A 20,439-nucleotide genomic window follows, 5' to 3' on the forward strand; every position below is an offset into this window, starting at 1 on the left:
TCCGGTCCCGGCCATGGAGCCTGCCACCGCTTGTGAATGTACCCGGCTTTTCGATCACCTGTCGCCGGCACCTCGTGGCCAGCGTCCTGGTCCTGCTGTTGGTCATGGCGCCGGCGGCCCATGGCGTGGAGGTCCGGGTGGAGGGCGTCAGTGGCGCCCTGCGGGACAATGTCGAGGCCTGGCTGGGCGAGCCCGCCGGCGACAGCCGCCGGGCCCTGCGCACTTACGAGCGCCAACTGCCGGAACGGGCCGCTCAGGCCCTCCAGGCGCTGGGTCACTACCGGCCGCAGATCGACGTCGAGCGCGAGGAGACCGATAACGGGCCGCGGTTCATCCTGCGCATCGATCCGGGCGAGCCGGTGCGCATCGCCGCGGTGGATCTGCGCATCGAGGGCGAGGCGCGTGACGACCCGGCTTTCGAGGGCATCCAGGCGCGGCTCGCCGTGCAGCCGGGTGACGTGCTGCGCCATGACCGCTACGAGACGGCCCGCCGGCAGCTGCAGAGCCTGGCGCTGGACCGGGGCTACTTCGATGCCCGCTACACCCGGCGGCGGGTGGAGGTGGACGTGGCGGCCGGTGAGGCCACTGTGATGCTCCACTTCGATACCGGTCGTCGCTATCGGCTCGGGGAGGTGACGTTCTCCGAGACAGCGCTGGCCCCCTGGTTCCTTCAGCGGCTGGTGCCCTTCGAGCCCGGCGAGCCCTACCGGGCAGAGCACATCACCGCCCTCAACCGGGCCCTCCGGGACAGCGGGTACTTTGCCCGGGTCACCGTCCGCCCTGAGCCCCGGGAGGCCGACGAGGCCCTGCGGGTGCCGGTGGAGGTGGAGCTGACCGCCGAACGCGCCCACCAGGTCCGTCTGGGGGCGGGCTTCTCCACCGATGTCGGACCCCGCATCCGTGCCGGCTGGTCCCGGCCCTGGGTCAATCAACGGGGCCATAGCCTGTCGGTGGATACCGAGCTCTCGGAGCCGCGCCAAAACATCTCCACCCGGTACAAGATCCCGCTGGCCGACCCGCTGCGCACCCAACTGATCCTCCAGGCGGGTTTCCAGTTCGAGGACATTGAGGACACCGAGAGCGAGCTGCTGACCGTCTCCGTGCAGCACCAGCACCGCTTCGACAGCGGTTGGCAGCAGAACCTGGGGCTCCGCTGGGACCGGGACCGGTTCACGGTCTCCGACGACACCCGCACCACCACCCTCTATCTGCCCAGCGGCAGCTGGACCCGCAACCGGGCCCGGGGCGGCGCCGACCCCTACTGGGGCGATCGCCTGCTGTTCAGTGTCGAGGGCACGGACGAGTGGATGGGCTCCGATATCGACCTGCTCCGGGTGCGCACCGGGGCCCGGCTGCTGCGGAGTTTTGCGGACAACCACCGGATCCTGGTCCGTGGCGACTTGGGTGCGCTCATCTCCAGCCAGTTCGGCAAGGTGCCAACGTCCCTTCGCTTCTTTGCCGGCGGCGATCAGAGCGTGCGCGGTTACCGCTACCAGACTCTGGGGCCGGAGGATGCCGAAGGCGATGTCATCGGCGGCCGCTATCTGGCGGTGGCCAGTGCCGAGTACGGCTATACCTTCCGGCCCCGCTGGCGGGCGGCCGTCTTCGCCGATGCCGGCAACGCCTTTGACGATCTGGACGACCCCGACCCACAGGTGGGGGCCGGGTTCGGTATCCGCTGGATCTCGCCGGTGGGCCCGATCCGGCTGGACTTCGCCTCGGCGCTCAGCAAATCGGGCAACCCCTGGCGGCTGCACTTCTCCATGGGGCCGGAGATATGAGGCGGGCATTGCGCATCCTGTTCTGGGGCCTGCTCGGGCTGATGGTGATCCTGGCCGGGACAGCGGCCTGGCTGGTGGGTACCACCTCCGGGGCGCGTACGGCGGCGGATCTGGCCCAGCGGGTCGAGCCGCGCCTGACCCTGGAGGTGACCGGCGGCAGCCTCTGGCGGGGGCTGGAGCTGGCGGATTCCGGCTGGCGCGATGGCGACTTGGTGGTCACGGCTGGCCGAGTGGTGACCCGCTGGGACCCCGCCTGTTTGACCGATCGGGCCTTCTGCCTCAGTCGGGCGCAGGTCCATGATCTGGACGCGCGGATCCCGGAGGCCGCGCCCGAGGAGCCCGGGCCCGAGCCGCCACCGGCCGAGGCCCTCATGGGGCGGCTGGATCTGCCCATCGACCTCCGGCTGGCGGGGGTGGAACTGCGCGGCGCACGGTTGCGGGTGGCCGGTCAGGACATCGCTCTGGACTTCCTGGGCCTGGAGGGTGCGCTGGAGGGCGACGTGCTTACCCTGGTGCGCACTGAGCTGCGGGGCCTGCAGATCCGGTTGCCGGAGGCCGAGCCAGCGGTCGACGGTGACGCCGAACCGGACACGGCGGCAGGCACGGCTCTGGCCGATTTCCAGTACACGCCGCCGGTACTGCCCGAGGTGCATCTGCCGCTGGACGTCCACCTGCACGTCTTTCGCTTGCGCGAGGGTGCGCTGTGGCTGCCCGGTGCCGACGAGTCGCTGCCCCTGCCCGATGTGGACCTCACCGCCAGCCTGGAGGGCCAGCAACTGGGGTTGGCGCGGCTGGACCTGAGTCACCCCTACGGCGATCTGCGCAGCCAGGGCCGGCTGGAACTGGCCGGCGACTGGCCGCTGGCCCTGCAACTGTCCCTGTCCGGGGGGGAGGGTTTGGCACCGCTTCTGCCGCTGGCGCTGCCCGACACCCCGCAACTGGACCTGGAGCTGGCCGGGACGCTGCAGACAGGGCTGACCTTTGCCCTGGCCGCGGCGACCGGTGATCAGTCGCTGACCTTGGACGGGGAGGTGGCGCCGCTGGATGCCCGGCTGCCGGTCGAGCTGCAGGCCCGCTGGTCGCATTTGGGCTGGCCGCTGGATGATCCCGAGGGCTACCGGGCCCGCGATGGCGAGCTCCGCCTGAGCGGGGATCTCGCCGGCTGGCGGGCGCACCTGCGCAGCGACCTGACCGGGCCGGATCTGCCGGCCGCCGGGCTCGACCTGCAGGCCCACGGCGATCTCACCTGGGCCCGGGTCGAGGCGCTGACCCTGGAACTGCTGGAGGGCAGCGCCGAACTCGCGGGGGTGGTGGACTGGTCCGGGCCGCCGCAGTGGGACCTCGGGCTGACCCTGCGGGGGTTGAACCCGGGTGGGTTCTGGGACGGGGCCCCGGAGCGGGTGGACGGTCGGCTGGAGAGTGCCGGCCGGCTGACCCCGGAGGGCCCCGAGCTGCGGCTGTCGATTCCCGGCGTCAATGCCCGGGTGCAGGACTATGCCCTGGCGCTGGACGGGGCCGTGGACCTGGATGCCGCCGGTCATCTGCGCTTCGACGAACTCAACCTGTCGGTGGACGGTCAGACCGGCCTGTCGGTGGCCGGCGCGCTGGCTGAGGAGTGGGATCTGGTCGGCACTCTCCGCCTGCCCGACCTGGCGGTCCTGGGGGTGCCGGAGCTGGCCGGCGCCCTGGAGGGCGATTTTCAAGTGGGTGGTGCGCGGGAGCGGCCCGACCTGCAGCTGGAGTTGGCCGGGCGCGATCTGCGCGGACCCGGCGGGTTGGTCCTCGGGCGGTTGGCGCTCTCCGCCCGGATCCCCGCCCTGGGGGAGGCGGACAGCCGGATCCGACTGCGGCTCGACGATCTGGCCGCCGGCCCCGAGCACCTGAACGAGGTGGTGGTGGAGGTCACCGGCCGGGAGGAGGACCATCGGGCCACCCTGGTCGCCGGCGGCCGCGGTGGGCTGGAGGTGGACCTGGCCCTGGCGGGGGCCTTCGACCGGGCCAGCGGTGACTGGCAGGGGACGCTGGCTCATGCCCGGCTCATGGCCCCGCGCTACGGCCATCGCCTGGCCCTGGAGCAACCGCTGCCCCTGGCCTGGGGAAGCGATCCGGGTGCCCTGCGCGTGGACGCCCACTGCTGGACGGTCAATGAGCAAGGCCGGCTGTGTGTGGACGAACCGGCCGTCGCCGCCGCCAGCGGCGAGCTGATCTTCAGTCTCAGCGACTATGACCTGCAGGCGGGCCTGCGGCCCTGGTTGCCCGAGGACCTGTCGCTGCGCGCCGCCCTGGGGGCCGAGGGCCGGGTCACTTGGGGCGAGGCCCTGGTCGCAGAACTCGCCTTGGTCAGCGAGGACGGTACCCTGCGCATCCGGCTGGATGACGAGGACGACGAGCAGGACCACGAGGAGCTGCGTTACGAGTCGCTCACCGCCCGGCTGGACTACACCGAGACCCGCACCGAGCTGGCCGTGGACCTGAGCTCGGCCCAGCTCGGCGATGCCCGGCTGCGTCTGGTCACCGATCCCAGGCCCGGGGCGCGCGGGCTGGACGGCGAGCTGGTGCTCGAGGACCTGGGGGTATCGGTGGCCCGGGCCTTTGTCCCGCAGCTTAACCGCCTGGAGGGTGTGCTGCGGGCCCAAGCCGACATCGGCGGTGACTGGACGGCGCCGGACATCCGCGGTCAGATCACCCTGGAGGACGGTCTGGCCGACGGCCCAGAGCTGCCGGTGACCCTCAGCGATATTCAGTTCACCGTGGATGTGGCCGGGGCCCAGGCGGACTACGCGGGGACGTTCCGGGCCGGTGCCGGCCGTGGTGAACTGCGGGGCCGGGTCCTCTGGGGCGGCGAGGCCTGGCAGGTGTTCGCCAACCTGGACGGCGAGGCGCTGGAGGTCTTTCTGCCACCCGGGCTCGATCTCGAGGTCTGGCCCGCGTTGCGTGCCGTGGTCCGGCCCAATCACATCCTCCTGCGCGGGCGGGTGGATGTGCCCCGGGGCACGATCGAGATCCAGGACCTGCCCCAGCAGGCCGTCGGCCTCTCCCCGGACGTGGTGGTGGTGGAGCGCACCGAGGACATGCTGGTGGTGGACGAGGAGGCACTGGTGGGCTGGGACCTGGACGTGGACGTTGAGCTGCGGCTGGGTGCGGAGTCGCTGACGCTGACCGCCTTCGGCCTCACCGGTGCCCTGGAGGGCAATATGCGGGTGCGCCTGCGCGACGACGATGTGGCGGAGGGCGTTGGCGAGATCCGGGTGGTCGATGGCCGCTACCGGGCCTACGGCCAGAACCTGCGCATCCGGCGCGGCAACCTGCTGTTCGCTGGCCCGGTGGACCAGCCGCAACTGGAGATCGAGGCGGTGCGTGACGTGCCCCGCTACGACGTGGTGGCCGGGATCCGGGTGGAGGGCCGCGCCGACGACCCCCGCGCCAGCCTCTTCTCCGAACCGGCCATGCCCGACGACGAGGCGCTCTCCTACCTGATCCGCGGCCGGCCGCTGAGTGCTGAGGGGGACGGTGCCGAGGCGATGATGGCTTCGGCTGCCCTGGGGCTGGGGGTGCGGGGTGCCTCCGGCATCGTCGGCGGGCTGGGCCAGGCCCTGGGCGTAGAGGACCTGGAGGTGGAGGCCGTGGGTGAGGGGGACGAGGCCCAGGTGGTGATCGGTGGCTACCTGAACCCCCGGCTCTATCTCAGCTACGGGGTGGGGGTGTTCAACCCCGAGAACACCCTCACCCTGCGTTACCAATTGGCGCGGCAGCTCTTCCTGGAGGCGGTCAGCGGGGTGGAGAACGCCCTGGACCTGATGTACCGGTTCGAGTTCGGCGGCCGCGGCGAGCCGGACCGGGAGGAGTGAGTCCGGCCTGCACCCGGGCCCTCAGGGGGCCGGCGGCTCCGGGCAGCGGCGCACGAAGCTATAGCCGCTGCGGTAGTCCGGGTAGAGGAAGCGAAACCCCGAGGCCAGCAGGAAGCTGTTGCTCAGCCGCTTGCCGGTGACCGGGGCGTCGCTGTCGGCCCGCGGCGGGCGGTCGGCCCCCACGCGGTCGGCCAGCCAGTCCAGCACCTCGCACTGGCGCACCGGCTCGCAATCGGTGGCGATGTAGGTGGTCGCCTCCACATCCCGCAGCCGCAGGTGCGCCAGCGCCCGCACACAGTCTTCATGGTGAATCCGGTTGGTCCAGTGGTTCGGGCGGCAGGGCCGGCCCTCACGGGCCAGGCGCACCAGGTACTCCCGCCCGGGGCCGTAGATGCCGGAAAAACGCACCACGGTGGTCTCCAGGCCGCTCTCCCGGGCCAGTTGCTCTGAGGCCAGCAGCGCCTCCGCGCGCCGGGTGGCCGGCGTCGGTTCGGTCCATTCGTCCACCCAGCGGCCGTCGTCGTGGCCGTAGACCGAGGTGCTGGAGACGAAGATCAGCCGGCGCGGCTGGGCACCCGCCCGCTCCAGTCCGTGCAGCAGGCCCAACAGCCCGTCGTGGTAGGCGCGCCAGTAGCCGTCATCGCTGTACTCGTCGGGGGTGAGGATGCAGTAGACCAGGCCGATGTCGGCCGGTAGCTTCGCCAATGTCTCCGGGCGTTGTAGATCCGCGGCCAGCGGCTCCAGCGGCGGTGGGATGGCGTCGGCCCGCCGGCGCAGCCCGGTGACCCGATGGCCCGCCTCGGCCAACTGCTGCCCCAGGGCGGTGCCCAACTGCCCACAGCCGGCGATGAGTACGTGCTCGTTGCTCTGCATGGCCCTCTCTCTCCTCACGGATCACCCGTCCTGGTCCGGCGGGCACTGGGTGTATAGTAGCGTCCCCCAAATCACTCAAGCGATCAAACCGGAGCCATGACTGCACGACGCCTGCACCGTATGCGCCAGACCCTGGAGCGCCGCCAGCCCGACCTGCAGGTCCTGCTGGACCAGGTCCACAAGCCGCACAATCTCTCCGCCATCCTGCGTACCTGCGATGCGGTGGGCGTGCCCCGGGCACATGCGGTCTCCCGGCACCAGGACTTCACGGTGCACCGCGCCGCCTCGTCGGGCACCGGCCAGTGGGTGGCGGTGGAGACCCACGCCGATTTGCCCGCCGCCGTCCGTGCCGTGCAGGGACAGGGCATGAAGGTTTACGCCGCCCACCTGTCAGAGCAGGCGGTGGACTACCGCCAGGTGGATTACACCAAACCGTGCTGCCTGCTGCTGGGGGCGGAGAAGGAGGGCGTCAGCGAGGAGGGTGCCGCGCTGGCCGACGGGCATGTGATCATCCCCATGTTCGGGCTGGGGGCGTCACTGAACGTCTCGGTGGCGGCGGCCGTGATCCTGTTCGAGGCCCAGCGCCAGCGCCTGGCGGCCGGGCAATACGAGACCCCACGGATGGCGGAGGCGGAGATCACCCGCACCCTGGTGGAGTGGCTGCACCCGAGGATCGCCGAACGCTGCCGCAAAGAGGGCCGGCCCTACCCCGCGCTGGACGAGGACGGCGGCGTGATCTGGACACACGCCCCGTCCTAAACACCAGACTTCCACCCCCGCCACCCGGAGACCCACCCCCCGTCATCGCGAGGGCCGCCACCTACTCCCCGTCATCGCGAGGGCCGAAGGCCCGTGGCGATCCAGGGCGGTAGACTGCCACGTCGGCTTCGCCTCCTCGCAGTGACGGTGGGGGCGACTTTCCGCTTCCGGCACAGTCAAGTTCTTCAAGAGGGCTAGCCAGCCCCTCCCCGTCATCGCGAGGGCCGCAGGCCCGTGGCGATCCAGGGCGGTGGACTGCCACGTCGGCTTCGCCTCCTCGCAGTGACGGTGGGGGCGACTTTCCGCTTCCGGCACAGTCAAGTTCTTCAAGAGGGCTAGCCAGCCCCTCCCCGTCATCGCGAGGGCCGAAGGCCCGTGGCGATCCAGAGGGGTAGACTGCCACGTCGGCTTCGCCTCCTCGCAGTGACGGTGGGGGCGACTTTCCGCTTCCGGCATAGTCAAGTTCTTCAAGAGGGCTAGCCAGCCCCTCCCCGTCATCGCGAGGGCCGAAGGCCCGTGGCGATCCAGAGGGGTAGACTGCCGCGTCGGCTTCGCCTCACTCGCAGTGACGGTGGGGAATGGCCCGCGCTCGCAGTGACGGTGGGGGTGGGTCCGCGTTCGCAGTGAGGCTAGGGGGCGTCCGCAGCGTCTGGCCAAGTTCATCAAGAGGAGCGAAGCGATGCGGCGATTCACCCGTCGGTGTCAGTCGGTGAGCAGGTTGGACTTCTCCAGGTACTCCGGGGCGTTCTCCCGGATCCGGGCCTCGTCGTAGTGCTCCGAGCCCAGGTGGATCTCCTCCAGTAGCCAGGCCAACCGTTCCGTCTCTTCCTGGATCCTCTCCAGGGCGTTTTCCAGGGTGTAGGTCAGCTCGTGGATGGCCACCATGTCCTCGGTGCTGAGGGTATCCGCGCTCAGCACCTCGGTCAGGCGCTGGTTGTACTCCGCGTAGTTCTCCAGCGCCTGCTCCAGCGTGTCGGCCTCCAGGCCTTTGAAATGGTCGGCCCGGTCGGGCTCGTCGGCCAGTAGGGGGGCTCCGGACAGTAAGCCGGCAAGCAGCAGGGGCAGGAGGGTGAATCGAGTCTTCATGATGTTCGCTTCCTTATGGGTTGGGATGGGCTGCCACACGTCAGAGCGTAGTGACAATCATTCGTATTGACAATGGGCCGTGACCGGGTGCGACTTGTTGCCGCAGGGACGAGGGGGTGGCAGTAATCCCACCCGGCGCCGCGGCTCAGTCGAAGCGGTAGTGGCGCTTCAGGGCGCGGTAGACGCGCTCCGGGTACCAAGTCTGCCCCAGGCTTCCATTGTAGCGGGCCAGCGCACGGGTGGTGTTGCCGTTCTCGATGGCCAGGTAGTGGGCGAGGATGGTGGTGCCGAACCGGAGGTTGGTGCCCAGGTCGAACAGGTTGTCGCCGTCATGGCCGATCTCGTCCAGCCAAAAGGGCATGATCTGCATAATCCCGCGGGCACCGGCGGTGGAGACCGCGAAGCGGTTGAAGTTGCTCTCCACGTGGATGACCGCCAGGACCAACTGGGGGTCGAGCCCGGCCCGGGTGGCCTCGGCGTGCACCTTGCGCAGCAATCGGATGCGCTGGTCCGGGTCCGGCACCCGGTCCTCGATCCGCGCGGACATGGCCACCAGCCAGACTTGCGCCACGTAGCGGTTGTCAAAGCTATCGCCCTCTTCCATGGCCTCTTGCAGCGCGGCCCGAAGGGCCGGGTCGGGCGCCTGACCCTGCGCGCCGGTGGCCTGCGCTGCCGGTGCCGGCCCGACGGCCAGGCCGGCCAGCAGCAACAGTGTCAGCAGCCAGCGCATGGGCCCGGGGCGGTCAGCCCAGGCGTTCCCGCAGGAAGGCGCTCAGCTCCGCCAGCGGCACATCGGTGCTCTCGCTGTCCCGCCGGCCCCGGTACTCCACCACCCCGTTTTTCAGCCCCCGGTCACCGATCACCAGCCGGTGGGGGATGCCGATCAGTTCCATGTCGGCGAACTTCACCCCCGGGCGGGCGTCGCGGTCATCGAAAAAGACCTCCACGCCCTCCGCCTGCAGCTCGGCGTAGAGCTTTTCGGCCTGCTCGGTCACCGCCTCGGAACGGTTCATGCCGATGGGCACCAGGGCCAGTTGGAAGGGGGCGATAGGCGCGGGCCAGATGATGCCGTTGTCGTCGTGGTTCTGCTCGATGGCGGCGGCCACCACGCGGGAGACGCCGATGCCGTAGCAGCCCATGGTCACGGTCTGGGCGTCGCCGGCCTCGTTCAGCACCGTGGCCTTCATCTTCTCGCTGTACTCCCGGCCCAATTGGAAGATATGGCCCACCTCGATGCCGCGGGCGATCTCCAGGGTGCCCCGGCCGTCGGGGCTCGGGTCGCCGGCCACCACCTCGCGCAGGTCGGCCACCTCGGGCAGGGCCACATCGCGGCCCCAGTTGATACCGAAATAGTGCGCGTCGTCCTGGTTGGCGCCGGCGGCGAAGTCGCTCATCACTGCCACGCTGCGGTCGACCACGCAGGGCAGGGGCAGTTCCACCGGGCCCAGCGAGCCGGGGCCGGCGCCCACCGCGGCGCGGATCTCCTCCTCGCCGGCCATCACCAGCGGCTCGGCCACCTGGGGCAGGGTCGTGGCCTTGACGTCGTTCAGGCTGTGGTCGCCGCGTACCAGCAGGGCCACCAGGCCACCGTCGGCGCCGTGCACCACCAGGGTCTTGACGGTCTTCTCGATGGGCAGGCCGTAGTCTCGGACCAGGTCGTCGATGGTGCGTGCCCCGGGGGTGTCCACCCGGCGCATGGTCTCGGCCGGTGGCGGGGCCTCGCCGGCCGGGGCCACCGCCTCGGCCAGCTCCACGTTGGCGGCGTAGTCGCTCTCATCGGAGAAGGCCACCGCGTCCTCACCGGACTCGGCCAGCACGTGGAACTCGTGGGAGACGCTGCCGCCGATGTTGCCCGAGTCGGCCGCCACCGCGCGGAAGACCAGGCCGGTGCGCTCGAAGATCCGGGTGTAGGTTTCGTACATCACCTGGTAGGTGCGCGCCAGGCAGTCGTCGTCCAGGTGGAAGGAGTAGGCGTCCTTCATCAGGAACTCGCGGGCGCGCATGACCCCGAAGCGGGGGCGGATCTCGTCGCGGAACTTGGTCTGGATCTGGTAGAGGTTGAGCGGCAGCTGGCGGTAGCTCTTCACCTCCCGGCGCACGTAGTCGGTGATCACCTCCTCGTGGGTGGGGCCGAAGCAGAAGTCGCGCTCGTGGCGGTCCTTCAGCCGCAGCAGCTCGGGGCCGTACTTGTCCCAGCGGGTGGACTCCTGCCAGAGCTCCGCCGGCTGCACCGCCGGCATCAGCAGCTCGTGGGCGCCGGCGCGGTCCATCTCCTCGCGCACGATCTGCTCCACCTTGCGCAGCACCCGCAGCCCCAGCGGTGTCCAGGTGTACAGGCCGGCCGCCAGTTTGCGGATCATCCCGGCCCGGAGCATGAGCTGGTGGCTGACGATCTCGGCGTCGGCGGGGGTCTCCTTGCTGGTGGAGAGCGGAAACAGGCTGGCTCGCATCGGCGCATATCCTTCTGATTGAAAACCTGGCTGGGAAGGATACAACAGCCACAGGCCGGGACGAACCCGCGGGGGACACCGGCTTATCCGCGCAGCCAGGTCAGTAACGGCTCCAGCGGTTGCGGCCGCGCGTACAGGTAGCCCTGTGCCTGTGGACAGCCGGCCTGGGCCAGGAAGGTGGCCTGGGCCTGCGTCTCAACCCCCTCGGCCACCACGTCCAGGCCCAGGGCCTCGGCCATGGCCAGCAGCGCCCGGACGATCTCCCGGTCGCTGTGGTCGTGCTCCAGGTCGGTGATGAGGGAGCGATCCAGCTTGAGCCGGTGGATAGGCAGCAGCTTGAGCCGGGCGATGTTGGAGTAGCCGGTGCCGAAGTCGTCCACCGCCAATCGGACTCCGGTCGAGCCGATGGCATTCAACGTTTCGGTCACCCTTTCCTGGTCGGCGAAGAGCGCGGATTCGGTGATCTCCACCTCCAGGGCGCCGGCCGGGAGACCGGCGGCGGCCAGGCCATCGGTCAGGATCTTCGGCAGGGAGTCATCAAGCTGGTAGGGGGACAGGTTGAGCGCAAAGCGGGCCTGCTCCAGCTCCGGCCGGGCCTGCAGCAGCGCCTTGGCCTCAGCGGTTGCGGTGTCGATCACCCATCGCCCCAGTTGCGCGATCAGCCCCGACTGCTCCGCCAGCGGGATGAATTCGGCGGGGCTGATCGGGCGCCCATCGTCCCGCTGCCAGCGGGCCAGGGCCTCGAAGCCGGTCACCCGGCGGTTGTCGAGACCGAACTGGGGTTGCCAGGCCAGTTCGAGCCTGTTGTGCTCCAGCGCCTCGCGCAGGTCCGAGACCAGGCGCACCCGCTGTCGGGCGCGTTCATGGGCGTCGGGTGAGTAGAGACTGAAGCCGCCCTGGCCGGCGGCCTTCGCCTGGTAGAGGGCCGATTGGGCCGTCGCCATCAGCGTATCCGTGTCCGCGCCGTCGTCGGGGTAGTGGCAGATGCCGATGCTGGCGGAGACAAAGAAGGGCTCTTGGTCGATCAGGATCGGGTTTTCCAGGGTGCGCAGCAGGCGTTGGGCCACGGTGTGGACGTTGAGCTCTTCGCCCTCCACGAGGATGACGAATTCATCGCCGCCCATGCGTGCCAGGTCGTCTTTCTCCCGCAGGCAGGTCTGCAGCCGCTGGCCGACCTCCACCAGCACCTGATCGCCGGCAGTGTGGCTGTAGGTGTCGTTGATCTCCTTGAACCGGTCCAGGCCCAGGTAGAGGAGGGAGAAGGAGAACCCGCGGTGTTCGGCCAGGGCGATGATCTGCCGGAGGCGATCAAGGAACAGAGTCCGGTTGGGTAGTCCGGTCAGGCTGTCGTAATTGGCCAATGCATGCAGCCGATCGTGCAGCTCCTTGTGCTTGGTGATGTCGGAGAAGACCCCGACGTAATTCGTGATCCGTCCGGCCTCGTCGCGGATGGCATCCACGTGGAGCCACTCCGGGTAGACCTCGCCGTTCTTGCGCCGGTTCCAGATCTCCCCCTCCCAGGTCCCGTGCTCCCGAAGCTGTTCCCACATGTCCGCGTAGAAGTCAGCGCTGTGGCGTCCGGAGGAGAGGATGCTGGGGCTCTGGCCCAGGGCCTCCCGGGGTTCATAGCCGGTGGTGTTCACAAAGGCACGGTTGACGGAGATGATGCGCTGTTCCGCGTCCGTCACCATGATCCCCTCGGAGGTGGCGTTGAAGACCGCGCTGGCGATCTCGTGGGCGTGGAGCTCATCCTGCAGTTGCAGGATGAGCGATTCGCGCTCGCGGCGCAGCGCTTGTTCGCGGGACAACAGCACGGAAAAGAGACAGGTGTGCGAGGTGACGCCAATACACTCGCCCCGCTCATCCACCACCGGCAGGTGCAGGGTGGGGGCGCGGTCCAGCGCATTCAGCACGTCTCGCACCGCGGCGTCGGCGGCTACCGGTTCTGGGGGGCGTTTGACCAGCAGGTCGGCGAAGATGCGGCCGGGGAAGAGGGCGGCCTGGCGCTCCTCCACCAGCCCCATGAAGCGCCCGTCCTCGTTCAGCACCGCGAAGGCGCGCACCGGCTCTTTACCATCACGCACCACATCGCGGTAACGCTGGATGGCGGCCACCTCGATCCAGTGGCTGCAGAGTAGGTCCGATGCCTGAAGATCGCCGTTCATGTCCCCTCCGAGTCGATCTGGACCTCGATTTCCATCTCTAGGTGGACGATCTCCTCCGGCCCCATCAGCGGTTTCACCCGCGTCAGCACAAAGTCACGGACCTGGTCGGCGCTGAGCTTGCGCAGCACGGCGCTGCGTACCAGGACATCGCCGATGACCTCGTCCTCGATCTCCAGGTGTTCGTAGGGCGTGATGGTGAGCAGATCCAGCGCCTTGGCCACCGCCATGTGGCCGATGGGGGACTCACGCCCCAGGACCAGGCCATCGTGGATAGGCGGCAGGGAGAATTCCTTGACGCTGGCGCGGATGATATAGCGGCTGCTGTCCCGTTGCATGGTTCCGGTTTCGGTTGGATCGGGTGTTAGTTATGCGAAAAACGCTGATACAGGATCAGGTCTCCCTGCCTTAATAGTCGGCAAACCGGCGGGAAGCTGAACCCATAATGTTCAATACCATGAGATTAGCAGGTTTTCTCGCGCCGGTTGCGGGGGCCTTCACCGCCTATTGCCACCAAGCCACGGCCAGCCCGGCGGCCAGCGACAACAGCATGGGACCGGTGACCCGTTTGCCCAGCGCGCCGGTGCCGATCACCGCGGCCAGGCCGCCCTTGATCAGGTTGTTCACCGAGGCGGCGATGACGATGCCCATCACCGCCGTGTCCAGGGTGATGGAGACGTTGGACATCCGGGTCAACGACAACGTGATGGCGTCCACGTCCGCCACCCCGGAGGAGGCGGCCAGCAGATAGATGCCGGCGTCCCCCAGCCATTCCCGCAGCCATTCACCGAGGAACATGATGGCGGTGAGCAAGGCACCGAACATCAACGCCGACTTCAGATCCAGCGGGTTCTGTTTTAGGGTCGGCTGGGCCACGTCCTGGCGCCGGCGTTGCCGGTGCCAGATGACCAGCGCGGGCAGGTAGAGCAGGGTGGCCATGACGATGACCGGCAGCACCAGCGCCGGGATCAGTGCCGGATTGATGATCAGCGCATAGAGCAGGATGCGCGGGAACATGGTGCCGCAGGCGATGAGGATGCCGGCGGCCAGCAGTGGGCTGAGTTCGGCGGCCTGGCGCGACTGTCGGGAGAAGTGCAGGGTCAGCGCGGTGGAGGAGCTCAGCCCCGCGAACAGGCTGGTGAACAGGATCCCCTTCTCGGTGCCGCCGACCCGGACGGCGAAGTAGCCGACGAAGGAGACCGAGGCGATCAACACCACCAGCCACCAGATCTCGTAAGGGTTGATGGCCCTGCCGGGGCCCATGCCCTCGTCCGGCAGCAGGGGCAGCATGACCACGGAGATCAACAGCAGCTTGAAGGCCGCGTCCAGCTCATGGGCATGAAGCTGGTTGATCAGGCCGTGGATCTCCCGCTTGTTGTCCAGGATCAGCACCGTGACCACTGCGCCCGCGGTGGCCACCACCATGTCCACCGCCACCGCGATCGCCCCGAACGAGAAGGTGAGTATCTGGCCCACCGCGCCGGTGATACTGACGTTGCGCTCCTGCTCCGCCTGGGTGCGGTAGGCCACCAGCGTCAGCGCCGCCACGCCGATCAGCATCACCGGGAAGGCCCAGGGGCTGAGGGCCTCGGAAAGCACCGCCGACAGGCCACCCAACAGCCCGAGCAGGGCATAGGTGCGGATCCCTGCCACCCGGCGCCCGGCGGCCAGCTCCCGCGATTCCCAACCGCGCTCCAGACCGATGAGCGCGCCCAGCAGCAGTGCCACAGCCAACTGCAGGATGGTTTCGTTGCCGGCGATGAACTGCTCGGTGAGTTCTTCCATTGCTGGCGGCTGTGGCCCGGGGCGGGCCCCTCCCTGTCGCGGCACGCGGGCCTCCCCGGGCGGCGATCGCCCGGCGGGGAGACATCCTGTCTAACCATAGCGGTTAGCAGCGACCGGTGACACCGGCGCCGGGCCGGTCACCTCATTCGGGGCAGGATCCGGGGCTGCGGCGAAAGGCCCCAGCGGCGGTGCCGGCGTGTCCGGCCGGCCCGGCTTGACGCTCAGGCGCATCCCGAGTAGGTTTGCTCCTTTTCCTGCGAGCGCTTTTTTCAGGCCCCGGTGCGATCAGGCCCGGTCGGCCGGGTGCGCATCGCCCCCGGGGCAGATCCAGAAGGACCAGCGGACCATGCGGCATATCATATCGATCCTGGTGGAGAACGAGTTCGGTGCGCTCTCGCGTATCGCCGGGCTGTTCACGGCAAGGGGCTACAACATCGAGTGCCTCACCGTAGCCCCCACCGACGACCCCACCCTGTCGCGCATGACGCTGGTCACCATCGGTGACGATCGCATCATCGAGCAGATCATCAAGCAGCTCAACAAACTGCTGGATGTGGTCAAGGTCATGGACATGACCGAGGGCCGGCACATCGAACGCGAGATGATGCTCATCAAGGTGGCCGCCGCGGGCGCGGACCAGCGTGAGGAGTTCAAGCGTCTGACCGATATCTTCCGCGGGCGCATCCTCGATGTCACCGACCGCATCTACACCATCGAGCTCACCGGGCCCGGCGAGAAGCTGGACGCCTTTCTCGATGTGTTGGGGCAGAGCGCCATCCTCGAGGTGGTGCGCTCGGGGGTCATCGGTATTGCCCGCGGTGAGAAGCACCTGCGGGTCTGAATCCAGTCAAGCCATGGGCGCCCTGGCGCCGCAACGTGAATCCGGACGGGGGAATCATGCAAGTCTATTACGATAAGGACGCCGATCTTTCCATCATTCAGGGCAAGAAGGTCGCCGTCATCGGCTACGGCTCCCAGGGCCATGCCCATGCCAACAACCTGAAAGAGTCGGGTGTGGACGTGGTGGTGGGGCTGCGCGAGGGCTCCAGCTCCGCGGCCAAGGCGCAAAAGGCCGGCCTGGCCGTGGCCAGCATCGAGGACGCCGCCGCCCAGGCGGACGTGGTCATGATCCTGGCCCCAGACGAGCACCAGGCGGTGATCTACCACAACCAGATCGCCCCCAACGTGAAGCCCGGTGCGGCCATCGCCTTTGCCCACGGCTTCAACATCCATTTCGGCCAGATCCAGCCCGCCGCCGACCTGGACGTGATCATGGTCGCGCCCAAGGGCCCGGGCCACCTGGTGCGCTCCACCTATGTGGAGGGCGGCGGCGTGCCCAGCCTGATCGCCATCCACCAGGACGCCACCGGCAAGGCCAAGGACATCGCCCTGTCCTATGCCTCCGCCAACGGCGGTGGCCGTGCCGGTGTCATCGAGACCAGCTTCCGCGAGGAGACCGAGACCGACCTGTTCGGCGAGCAGGCGGTGCTCTGCGGCGGTATCACCTCGCTGATCCAGGCCGGGTTTGAGACCCTGGTCGAGGCGGGCTACGCCCCCGAGATGGCCTACTTCGAGTGCCTGCACGAGACCAAGCTGATCGTCGATCTGCTCTACCAGGGCGGCATCGCCAACATGCGCTACTCCATCTCCAACACTGCCGAGTACGGTGACTTCACTCGCGGCCCGCGGGTGATCAACGAGGAGAGCCGCGAGGCCATGCGCGAGATCCTGGCCGAGATCCAGGAGGGCGAGTTCGCCCGCGAGTTCGTGCTGGAGAACCAGGCCGGCTGCCCGACCCTCACCGCCCGCCGCCGGCTCGCCGCCGAGCACGAGATCGAGGTGGTGGGCGAGCGCCTGCGCGGCATGATGCCCTGGATCAACGCCAACAAGCTGGTGGACAAGGACAAGAACTGACGCGCCACCGTTCCGGCGCCCCGTCTCCGGGGCCGCCATCCTGGACGCCGAGGCCGGGCCCCTGAGCAGGGGCCCGGTTTTTTTTGTGTGCCGCCACCGCGTACCGCCAGGGCCTCTACCACACACAAAAGCAACTAATACCAATCGGGTGTGGCAAGTTGTCTTGTATATTCTACGTTTTCTTTGAAGCGGTCTTTGCTCTTGTGGGGGGTGGCCGCTGGAACAAGAACGGTAAAGATTGACGGAGGGAATATGCGTTATCCGGTCTATTGCAAGGGAGCGCTGGTCGTCGGGTTGCTCTCCCCCTTGGCGCTGACCGGCTGCCTGTCGTCTGGCAGCAGCAGCGGGAACGGAGACGAGGGGACGGAGGAGATGACGGCTGCCGAAAGCGAGGAGATGGCCGTGGGCATGGGGCTTGCGCCCCAGGAGCTCCTCTTTGATTTCATCGGTAACTCCGAGGAGGTGCTTGACGGGCCGCCGCCCCTGGCGGAGGCGGACGACGGAATGGGAGGCCAGACGGTCACCGCCACGGGTGGCTCGGGCTGGGACGATTTCGAGTGTGACACCGGGACCCTGGAGGTAACCAGCGGCCCGGACTACTTCGAACTGGACGCCGACGAGTGCATGAGGTCTTCCTCGGGCCCCACGTTCGACAGCGACACCCTGATTGACGGGTACATGGAGCTGGATTTCACCGTGACGCCGGACGCCGGCTACGACACCGCCTTACACTGGACCGCGAACGATTACCGCTCGGAGGTGGAGACCACCGGCGATATCGAGATGCACTTTTGGATGACCTTCGACGGGGAGTACGAGAATCATTTCTCAGGTGCGGGGGTGGAGGATGCCCGGCTGGAAGTGCTGAGCGCAGTGAACAGTGAGTTCGGCGGTATGTGCGACGGACAGGAAGTCCGGATGAGCACGCAGATGGATGCGGGCCTGGAGGCCACCATCGAAGGGCCGAGCAGCGGTCCGATCGATTTCACCATCGACGGCGGTATGAGTGTCGGGCTCTATTCGGAGGCCTCGGACCCCACCATCGACCGGCTGTTCTCTGTGGTGTACGACACTGTCGCGGATCTGCGGCTTGATGACCCGGGTGATGATTACCCGAGCAGTGGTGAATTGCACATGGAGGGATCGGCCGGTGGCCATGACTTCAATATCACGATGACCTTCCACGACAACGAAGTCTGCATTGATGGGGCGACCGAGATCGAGAACCGCTGTTACTCCCACGCCGAACTGGACGATAAGGCGGACGACGAGGACGACTTTAACGACGACTTCCTCTGCGCCGTCGGTATGTAGTCACCGTCTCCCGTCTCATGCGGCACCCCCGGTGTGGCCCTGCGCCCGCCGGGGGTTTCTTTTGGGGGGTGCTTGCCAGGCCGCTGCTCAGGCGGGATGCTTGGGTCAGGCTTGGCTGGGTCTGGAAAAAGGAGGGGGCATGACCGAGCACTTCGATCCCTGGGTGATCTGGCTGGTGGCCGGACTGGCGCTGATTCTCGCCGACCTGTTGCTGGCCGGTGGCACCAGCGGTGTGCTGCTGTTGCTGGGGCTGACGGCCCTGGCGGGCATGGCGGCGGCGCTGCTGGGGCTGGGATTGACGGGGCAACTCGCAGTGGCCGGCGTGGCTGGCCTGCTGCTGCTGCCCGTCGTGCTTTGGTTCATGCGGCGGATGAGCGGCGGTCGCAGTGGGACGGCCCGGCGGGACACCCGGGTGGGTGGCGAGACCTACGTGGTCGAGCGTTGGGGCGAGCGGTTGGGCATCCGCGTGCTGGGCGACTTCTTCCCCGTCCGACTGGTGGACCCCGGTGACGGGCCTGCCGGTGACCGGCCGCTCGCCCCGGGTGAGCGCGTCCGGGTGCTGCGCTTCAGCGGGATTACCGCGGAGGTCTGCCGGGTGGCCGATGCCGACCGGTCGGACCCGGCGGACGCCCGGCGCGACTGACCTATCCGTCACCTTTTCCGGCCCTTACAAGGGCCGGTCAGGGATCAGACAGGAAGCGCATACCACTTATGCATCAATGGTCTAACGCTTTGCGCGAAAAATGTTGCGGCGCACCACCGGCTTTGGTATTGTGCACTGCATCAGGAGGGGACAACCTCAGCTCCTGAACCCCCAAGCCATTTTGATGCAAAGGTGAACACTATGAGCAACGAGACTTTCCAGCAGTATTCCGAGCAGGCTGAGAAGCTGTTTGTCGGCCCCGCCCGTGCCTACGCCGGCCTGGGTTTGGACTACTTCGAGAAGCTGGTCAACATTCAGTTCGAGGCCGCCAAGGCCAACACTGAGACCGCTCTGAAGCAGACTCGCGCCGCGCTGGACATCAAGGACCAGAACGACCTGCAGTCCTACGTCGAAGGCCAGCGCAAGCTCGCCGAAGAGATTGGCCAGCGTGCCAAGGGCGAGGCCGAGAAGGTCGTGGCCCTGAACCAGGAGCTGGCGCAGAACGCCCAGAAGCTGGTGCAGGACAGCGCCCGCGAGTTCGGCAACGTCGCCGGCCAGGCCAAGTAAGGTCCGCTGTAGGGTCGGGCGTCGCCGGCGCCCGTGTCCTGCCGGAAAGAGGGCCCCGGGGGTTTACGCGCCCCCCGGGGCCCTCGTCTTTTCGGGGCCCGCTTTTCCGCGGCCGGCCTCACGGCCGGCCTCACGGCCGGGGTCATCCGGCCCGCGGGGTCACTGCCGGCCGAAGAGGATCAGCATCAGGCCCACGATGGAGGCCACACCGCCGCTGATCAGCATCATGGCGGTCTGGTCAGTGAAGTTACCGGTGGCCTCCCATTGCGCCTGCTCCTCCGGCGTCGAGGCCAGGCCCCAGCCGAAGTAAAGCAGTACCGCACCGGCGATCAAAATGACCAGTCCCAGCAGCCGTTTCCAATGCATCGGTTCACTCCGTCAGTTTGCCGTCCGCCCTGCGCCCGCGGCGGGCCGGCCTTGTGGTTCGTTCCGGGCCGCATTCAGAGGTTACACTAGGTAGCCCAGCCCCACAGCCAGTAAAGCGAACCCCCATGGATGCGAGCAAGCGCCGTCGTGGCATCTATCTGCTGCCCAACCTCCTGACCACCGGTTGTCTGTTTTTCGGCTTCTTCGCCATCATCTCGGCCTTCAACGGCGACTTCCGCAACGCGGCCCTGGCCATCTTCATTGCCATGGTCTTCGATGGCCTGGACGGCCGTGTGGCACGGATGACCAACACCCAAAGCGACTTCGGCGTACAGTTTGACAGCATTGCGGACATGGTCAGCTTCGGCGTAGGGCCGGCCCTGGTGGCCTGGATCTGGGCGCTCTCCGGCACCGCCAGCCTGCCCGGGCCGTTGGCCAAGCTGGGTCTGCTGATCGCCTTCGTCTACGCGGCCTGCGCGGCACTGCGCCTGGCCCGGTTCAACACCCAGGTGGGGATGGCGGACAAGCGCTACTTCCAGGGGCTGCCCAGTCCGGCGGCCGCCGGTGTGGTGGCGGGGCTGATCTGGGTGGGGGATCACCTGGGTATCAGCGACGGCAGTGCCATGATCGCCAGTGGGGTCATTGTCCTCACGGCCGGCCTGCTGATGGTCAGCCGATTGCGCTACTATAGCTTCAAAGAGGTGGACTTCCGCTACCGGGTGCCCTTCTTCACCATGGTGGTGGTGCTGCTTGCCCTGGCCTTCCTACTGATCCACCCGCCCACCGTGCTTTTCGCCGGTTTTTTCATCTACATGCTCTCCGGTCCCGCGCTCACCTGGCATCAGCGTCGCCGACGCGTGCGCGAGGGGCGCTCCGGCTGATCGGCCGGGC

17 protein-coding genes are annotated in these 20,439 nt (G+C 68.1%); 9 read left to right on the forward strand and 8 right to left on the reverse strand.

Features of this window, described 5'->3' with window-relative positions; genetic code table 11:
• Window positions 1-32 precede the first annotated feature (32 nt).
• Both tamA and tamB read left to right on the forward strand, forming a co-directional pair.
• A complete protein-coding gene (gene tamA, locus MLG_RS02725; RefSeq protein ID WP_232209275.1) occupies window positions 33-1,781 on the forward strand; it encodes an autotransporter assembly complex protein TamA in 1,749 nt (582 codons plus the stop codon).
• Window positions 1,778-5,629 carry an autotransporter assembly complex protein TamB gene (tamB, locus tag MLG_RS15815; RefSeq protein WP_011628283.1) on the forward strand — a complete coding sequence of 1,284 codons (3,852 nt, stop codon included), beginning with the start codon at window positions 1,778-1,780 and terminating at the stop codon, window positions 5,627-5,629. The genes tamA and tamB overlap by 4 nt, the downstream gene beginning before the upstream one ends.
• A 21-nt stretch (window positions 5,630-5,650) precedes the next feature.
• Here the strand turns inward: tamB and MLG_RS02735 are convergent, their stop codons facing one another.
• Window positions 5,651-6,502, reverse strand: coding sequence for an SDR family oxidoreductase (locus MLG_RS02735; RefSeq protein WP_011628284.1), 852 nt, complete (start codon window positions 6,500-6,502; stop codon window positions 5,651-5,653).
• Window positions 6,503-6,598: 96 nt separating this feature from the next.
• Here MLG_RS02735 and trmH point away from each other — a divergent pair, with 96 nt between their 5' ends.
• Window positions 6,599-7,261 carry a tRNA (guanosine(18)-2'-O)-methyltransferase TrmH gene (gene trmH / locus MLG_RS02740; protein WP_011628285.1) on the forward strand — a complete coding sequence of 221 codons (663 nt, stop codon included), beginning with the start codon at window positions 6,599-6,601 and terminating at the stop codon, window positions 7,259-7,261.
• Window positions 7,262-7,963: 702 nt separating this feature from the next.
• Here the strand turns inward: trmH and MLG_RS02750 are convergent.
• The 6 genes from MLG_RS02750 to MLG_RS02775 form a co-directional block, all read right to left on the reverse strand.
• Window positions 7,964-8,347 carry a DUF6746 family protein gene (locus tag MLG_RS02750; RefSeq protein ID WP_011628286.1) on the reverse strand — a complete coding sequence of 128 codons (384 nt, stop codon included), beginning with the start codon at window positions 8,345-8,347 and terminating at the stop codon, window positions 7,964-7,966.
• Window positions 8,348-8,492: 145 nt separating this feature from the next.
• Window positions 8,493-9,077, reverse strand: a complete 585-nt coding sequence (locus MLG_RS02755) for a lytic transglycosylase domain-containing protein (RefSeq protein WP_011628287.1) — start codon at window positions 9,075-9,077, stop codon at window positions 8,493-8,495.
• Window positions 9,078-9,090: 13 nt separating this feature from the next.
• On the reverse strand, window positions 9,091-10,797 hold the full coding sequence (locus MLG_RS02760) for a proline--tRNA ligase (protein WP_011628288.1): 1,707 nt from the start codon (window positions 10,795-10,797) through the stop codon (window positions 9,091-9,093).
• 83 nt (window positions 10,798-10,880) lie between these two features.
• Complete coding sequence (locus MLG_RS02765; RefSeq protein ID WP_011628289.1) at window positions 10,881-12,962, reverse strand: putative bifunctional diguanylate cyclase/phosphodiesterase; 2,082 nt, start codon at window positions 12,960-12,962, stop codon at window positions 10,881-10,883.
• A complete protein-coding gene (locus tag MLG_RS02770; RefSeq protein ID WP_011628290.1) occupies window positions 12,959-13,297 on the reverse strand; it encodes a hypothetical protein in 339 nt (112 codons plus the stop codon). The genes MLG_RS02765 and MLG_RS02770 overlap by 4 nt, the downstream gene beginning before the upstream one ends.
• A 166-nt stretch (window positions 13,298-13,463) precedes the next feature.
• Window positions 13,464-14,744 carry an MgtC/SapB family protein gene (locus MLG_RS02775; RefSeq protein ID WP_041717881.1) on the reverse strand — a complete coding sequence of 427 codons (1,281 nt, stop codon included), beginning with the start codon at window positions 14,742-14,744 and terminating at the stop codon, window positions 13,464-13,466.
• A 346-nt stretch (window positions 14,745-15,090) separates the two neighbouring features.
• Between MLG_RS02775 and ilvN the strand changes: the two genes are divergently transcribed.
• The 5 genes from ilvN (at window position 15,091) to MLG_RS02800 (ending at window position 19,182) form a co-directional block, all read left to right on the forward strand.
• Window positions 15,091-15,585, forward strand: coding sequence for an acetolactate synthase small subunit (gene ilvN, locus MLG_RS02780; RefSeq protein ID WP_011628292.1), 495 nt, complete (start codon window positions 15,091-15,093; stop codon window positions 15,583-15,585).
• A 56-nt stretch (window positions 15,586-15,641) separates the two neighbouring features.
• Window positions 15,642-16,658 carry a ketol-acid reductoisomerase gene (gene ilvC, locus MLG_RS02785; RefSeq protein WP_011628293.1) on the forward strand — a complete coding sequence of 339 codons (1,017 nt, stop codon included), beginning with the start codon at window positions 15,642-15,644 and terminating at the stop codon, window positions 16,656-16,658.
• A gap of 252 nt (window positions 16,659-16,910) precedes the next feature.
• Window positions 16,911-17,972: a hypothetical protein gene (locus MLG_RS02790; RefSeq protein ID WP_011628294.1), complete on the forward strand. Its 1,062-nt coding sequence runs from the start codon at window positions 16,911-16,913 to the stop codon at window positions 17,970-17,972.
• 139 nt (window positions 17,973-18,111) lie between these two features.
• Window positions 18,112-18,615, forward strand: a complete 504-nt coding sequence (locus MLG_RS02795; protein WP_011628295.1) for an NfeD family protein — start codon at window positions 18,112-18,114, stop codon at window positions 18,613-18,615.
• A gap of 201 nt (window positions 18,616-18,816) precedes the next feature.
• Window positions 18,817-19,182: a phasin family protein gene (locus MLG_RS02800; protein ID WP_011628296.1), complete on the forward strand. Its 366-nt coding sequence runs from the start codon at window positions 18,817-18,819 to the stop codon at window positions 19,180-19,182.
• Between the two features lie 159 nt (window positions 19,183-19,341).
• On the opposite strand, the gene MLG_RS02805 is transcribed toward MLG_RS02800, so the two are convergent.
• Entirely contained in the window at window positions 19,342-19,548 is a 207-nt protein-coding gene (locus MLG_RS02805; RefSeq protein WP_011628297.1) for a DUF3185 family protein, read from the reverse strand.
• A gap of 125 nt (window positions 19,549-19,673) precedes the next feature.
• Here MLG_RS02805 and pssA point away from each other — a divergent pair, with 125 nt between their 5' ends.
• On the forward strand, window positions 19,674-20,429 hold the full coding sequence (gene pssA / locus MLG_RS02810) for a CDP-diacylglycerol--serine O-phosphatidyltransferase (protein WP_011628298.1): 756 nt from the start codon (window positions 19,674-19,676) through the stop codon (window positions 20,427-20,429).
• The last annotated feature ends 10 nt before the right edge of the window (window positions 20,430-20,439 follow it).

This window comes from Alkalilimnicola ehrlichii MLHE-1 (genome assembly GCF_000014785.1).
Taxonomy (GTDB): Bacteria; Pseudomonadota; Gammaproteobacteria; order Nitrococcales; family Halorhodospiraceae; genus Alkalilimnicola; species Alkalilimnicola ehrlichii.

What these genes read in the sequence shown, in the direction of transcription:
- tamB (WP_011628283.1), top strand. Translation starts at nt 1,778, where the DNA reads ATGAGGCGGGCATTGCGCATCCTGTTCTGGGGCCTGCTCGGGCTGATG.
- MLG_RS02735 (WP_011628284.1), bottom strand. Translation starts at nt 6,502, where the DNA reads ATGCAGAGCAACGAGCACGTACTCATCGCCGGCTGTGGGCAGTTGGGC.
- trmH (WP_011628285.1), top strand. Translation starts at nt 6,599, where the DNA reads ATGACTGCACGACGCCTGCACCGTATGCGCCAGACCCTGGAGCGCCGC.
- MLG_RS02750 (WP_011628286.1), bottom strand. Translation starts at nt 8,347, where the DNA reads ATGAAGACTCGATTCACCCTCCTGCCCCTGCTGCTTGCCGGCTTACTG.
- MLG_RS02755 (WP_011628287.1), bottom strand. Translation starts at nt 9,077, where the DNA reads ATGCGCTGGCTGCTGACACTGTTGCTGCTGGCCGGCCTGGCCGTCGGG.
- MLG_RS02760 (WP_011628288.1), bottom strand. Translation starts at nt 10,797, where the DNA reads ATGCGAGCCAGCCTGTTTCCGCTCTCCACCAGCAAGGAGACCCCCGCC.
- MLG_RS02765 (WP_011628289.1), bottom strand. Translation starts at nt 12,962, where the DNA reads ATGAACGGCGATCTTCAGGCATCGGACCTACTCTGCAGCCACTGGATC.
- MLG_RS02770 (WP_011628290.1), bottom strand. Translation starts at nt 13,297, where the DNA reads ATGCAACGGGACAGCAGCCGCTATATCATCCGCGCCAGCGTCAAGGAA.
- MLG_RS02775 (WP_041717881.1), bottom strand. Translation starts at nt 14,744, where the DNA reads ATGGAAGAACTCACCGAGCAGTTCATCGCCGGCAACGAAACCATCCTG.
- ilvN (WP_011628292.1), top strand. Translation starts at nt 15,091, where the DNA reads ATGCGGCATATCATATCGATCCTGGTGGAGAACGAGTTCGGTGCGCTC.
- ilvC (WP_011628293.1), top strand. Translation starts at nt 15,642, where the DNA reads ATGCAAGTCTATTACGATAAGGACGCCGATCTTTCCATCATTCAGGGC.
- MLG_RS02790 (WP_011628294.1), top strand. Translation starts at nt 16,911, where the DNA reads ATGCGTTATCCGGTCTATTGCAAGGGAGCGCTGGTCGTCGGGTTGCTC.
- MLG_RS02795 (WP_011628295.1), top strand. Translation starts at nt 18,112, where the DNA reads ATGACCGAGCACTTCGATCCCTGGGTGATCTGGCTGGTGGCCGGACTG.
- MLG_RS02800 (WP_011628296.1), top strand. Translation starts at nt 18,817, where the DNA reads ATGAGCAACGAGACTTTCCAGCAGTATTCCGAGCAGGCTGAGAAGCTG.
- MLG_RS02805 (WP_011628297.1), bottom strand. Translation starts at nt 19,548, where the DNA reads ATGCATTGGAAACGGCTGCTGGGACTGGTCATTTTGATCGCCGGTGCG.
- pssA (WP_011628298.1), top strand. Translation starts at nt 19,674, where the DNA reads ATGGATGCGAGCAAGCGCCGTCGTGGCATCTATCTGCTGCCCAACCTC.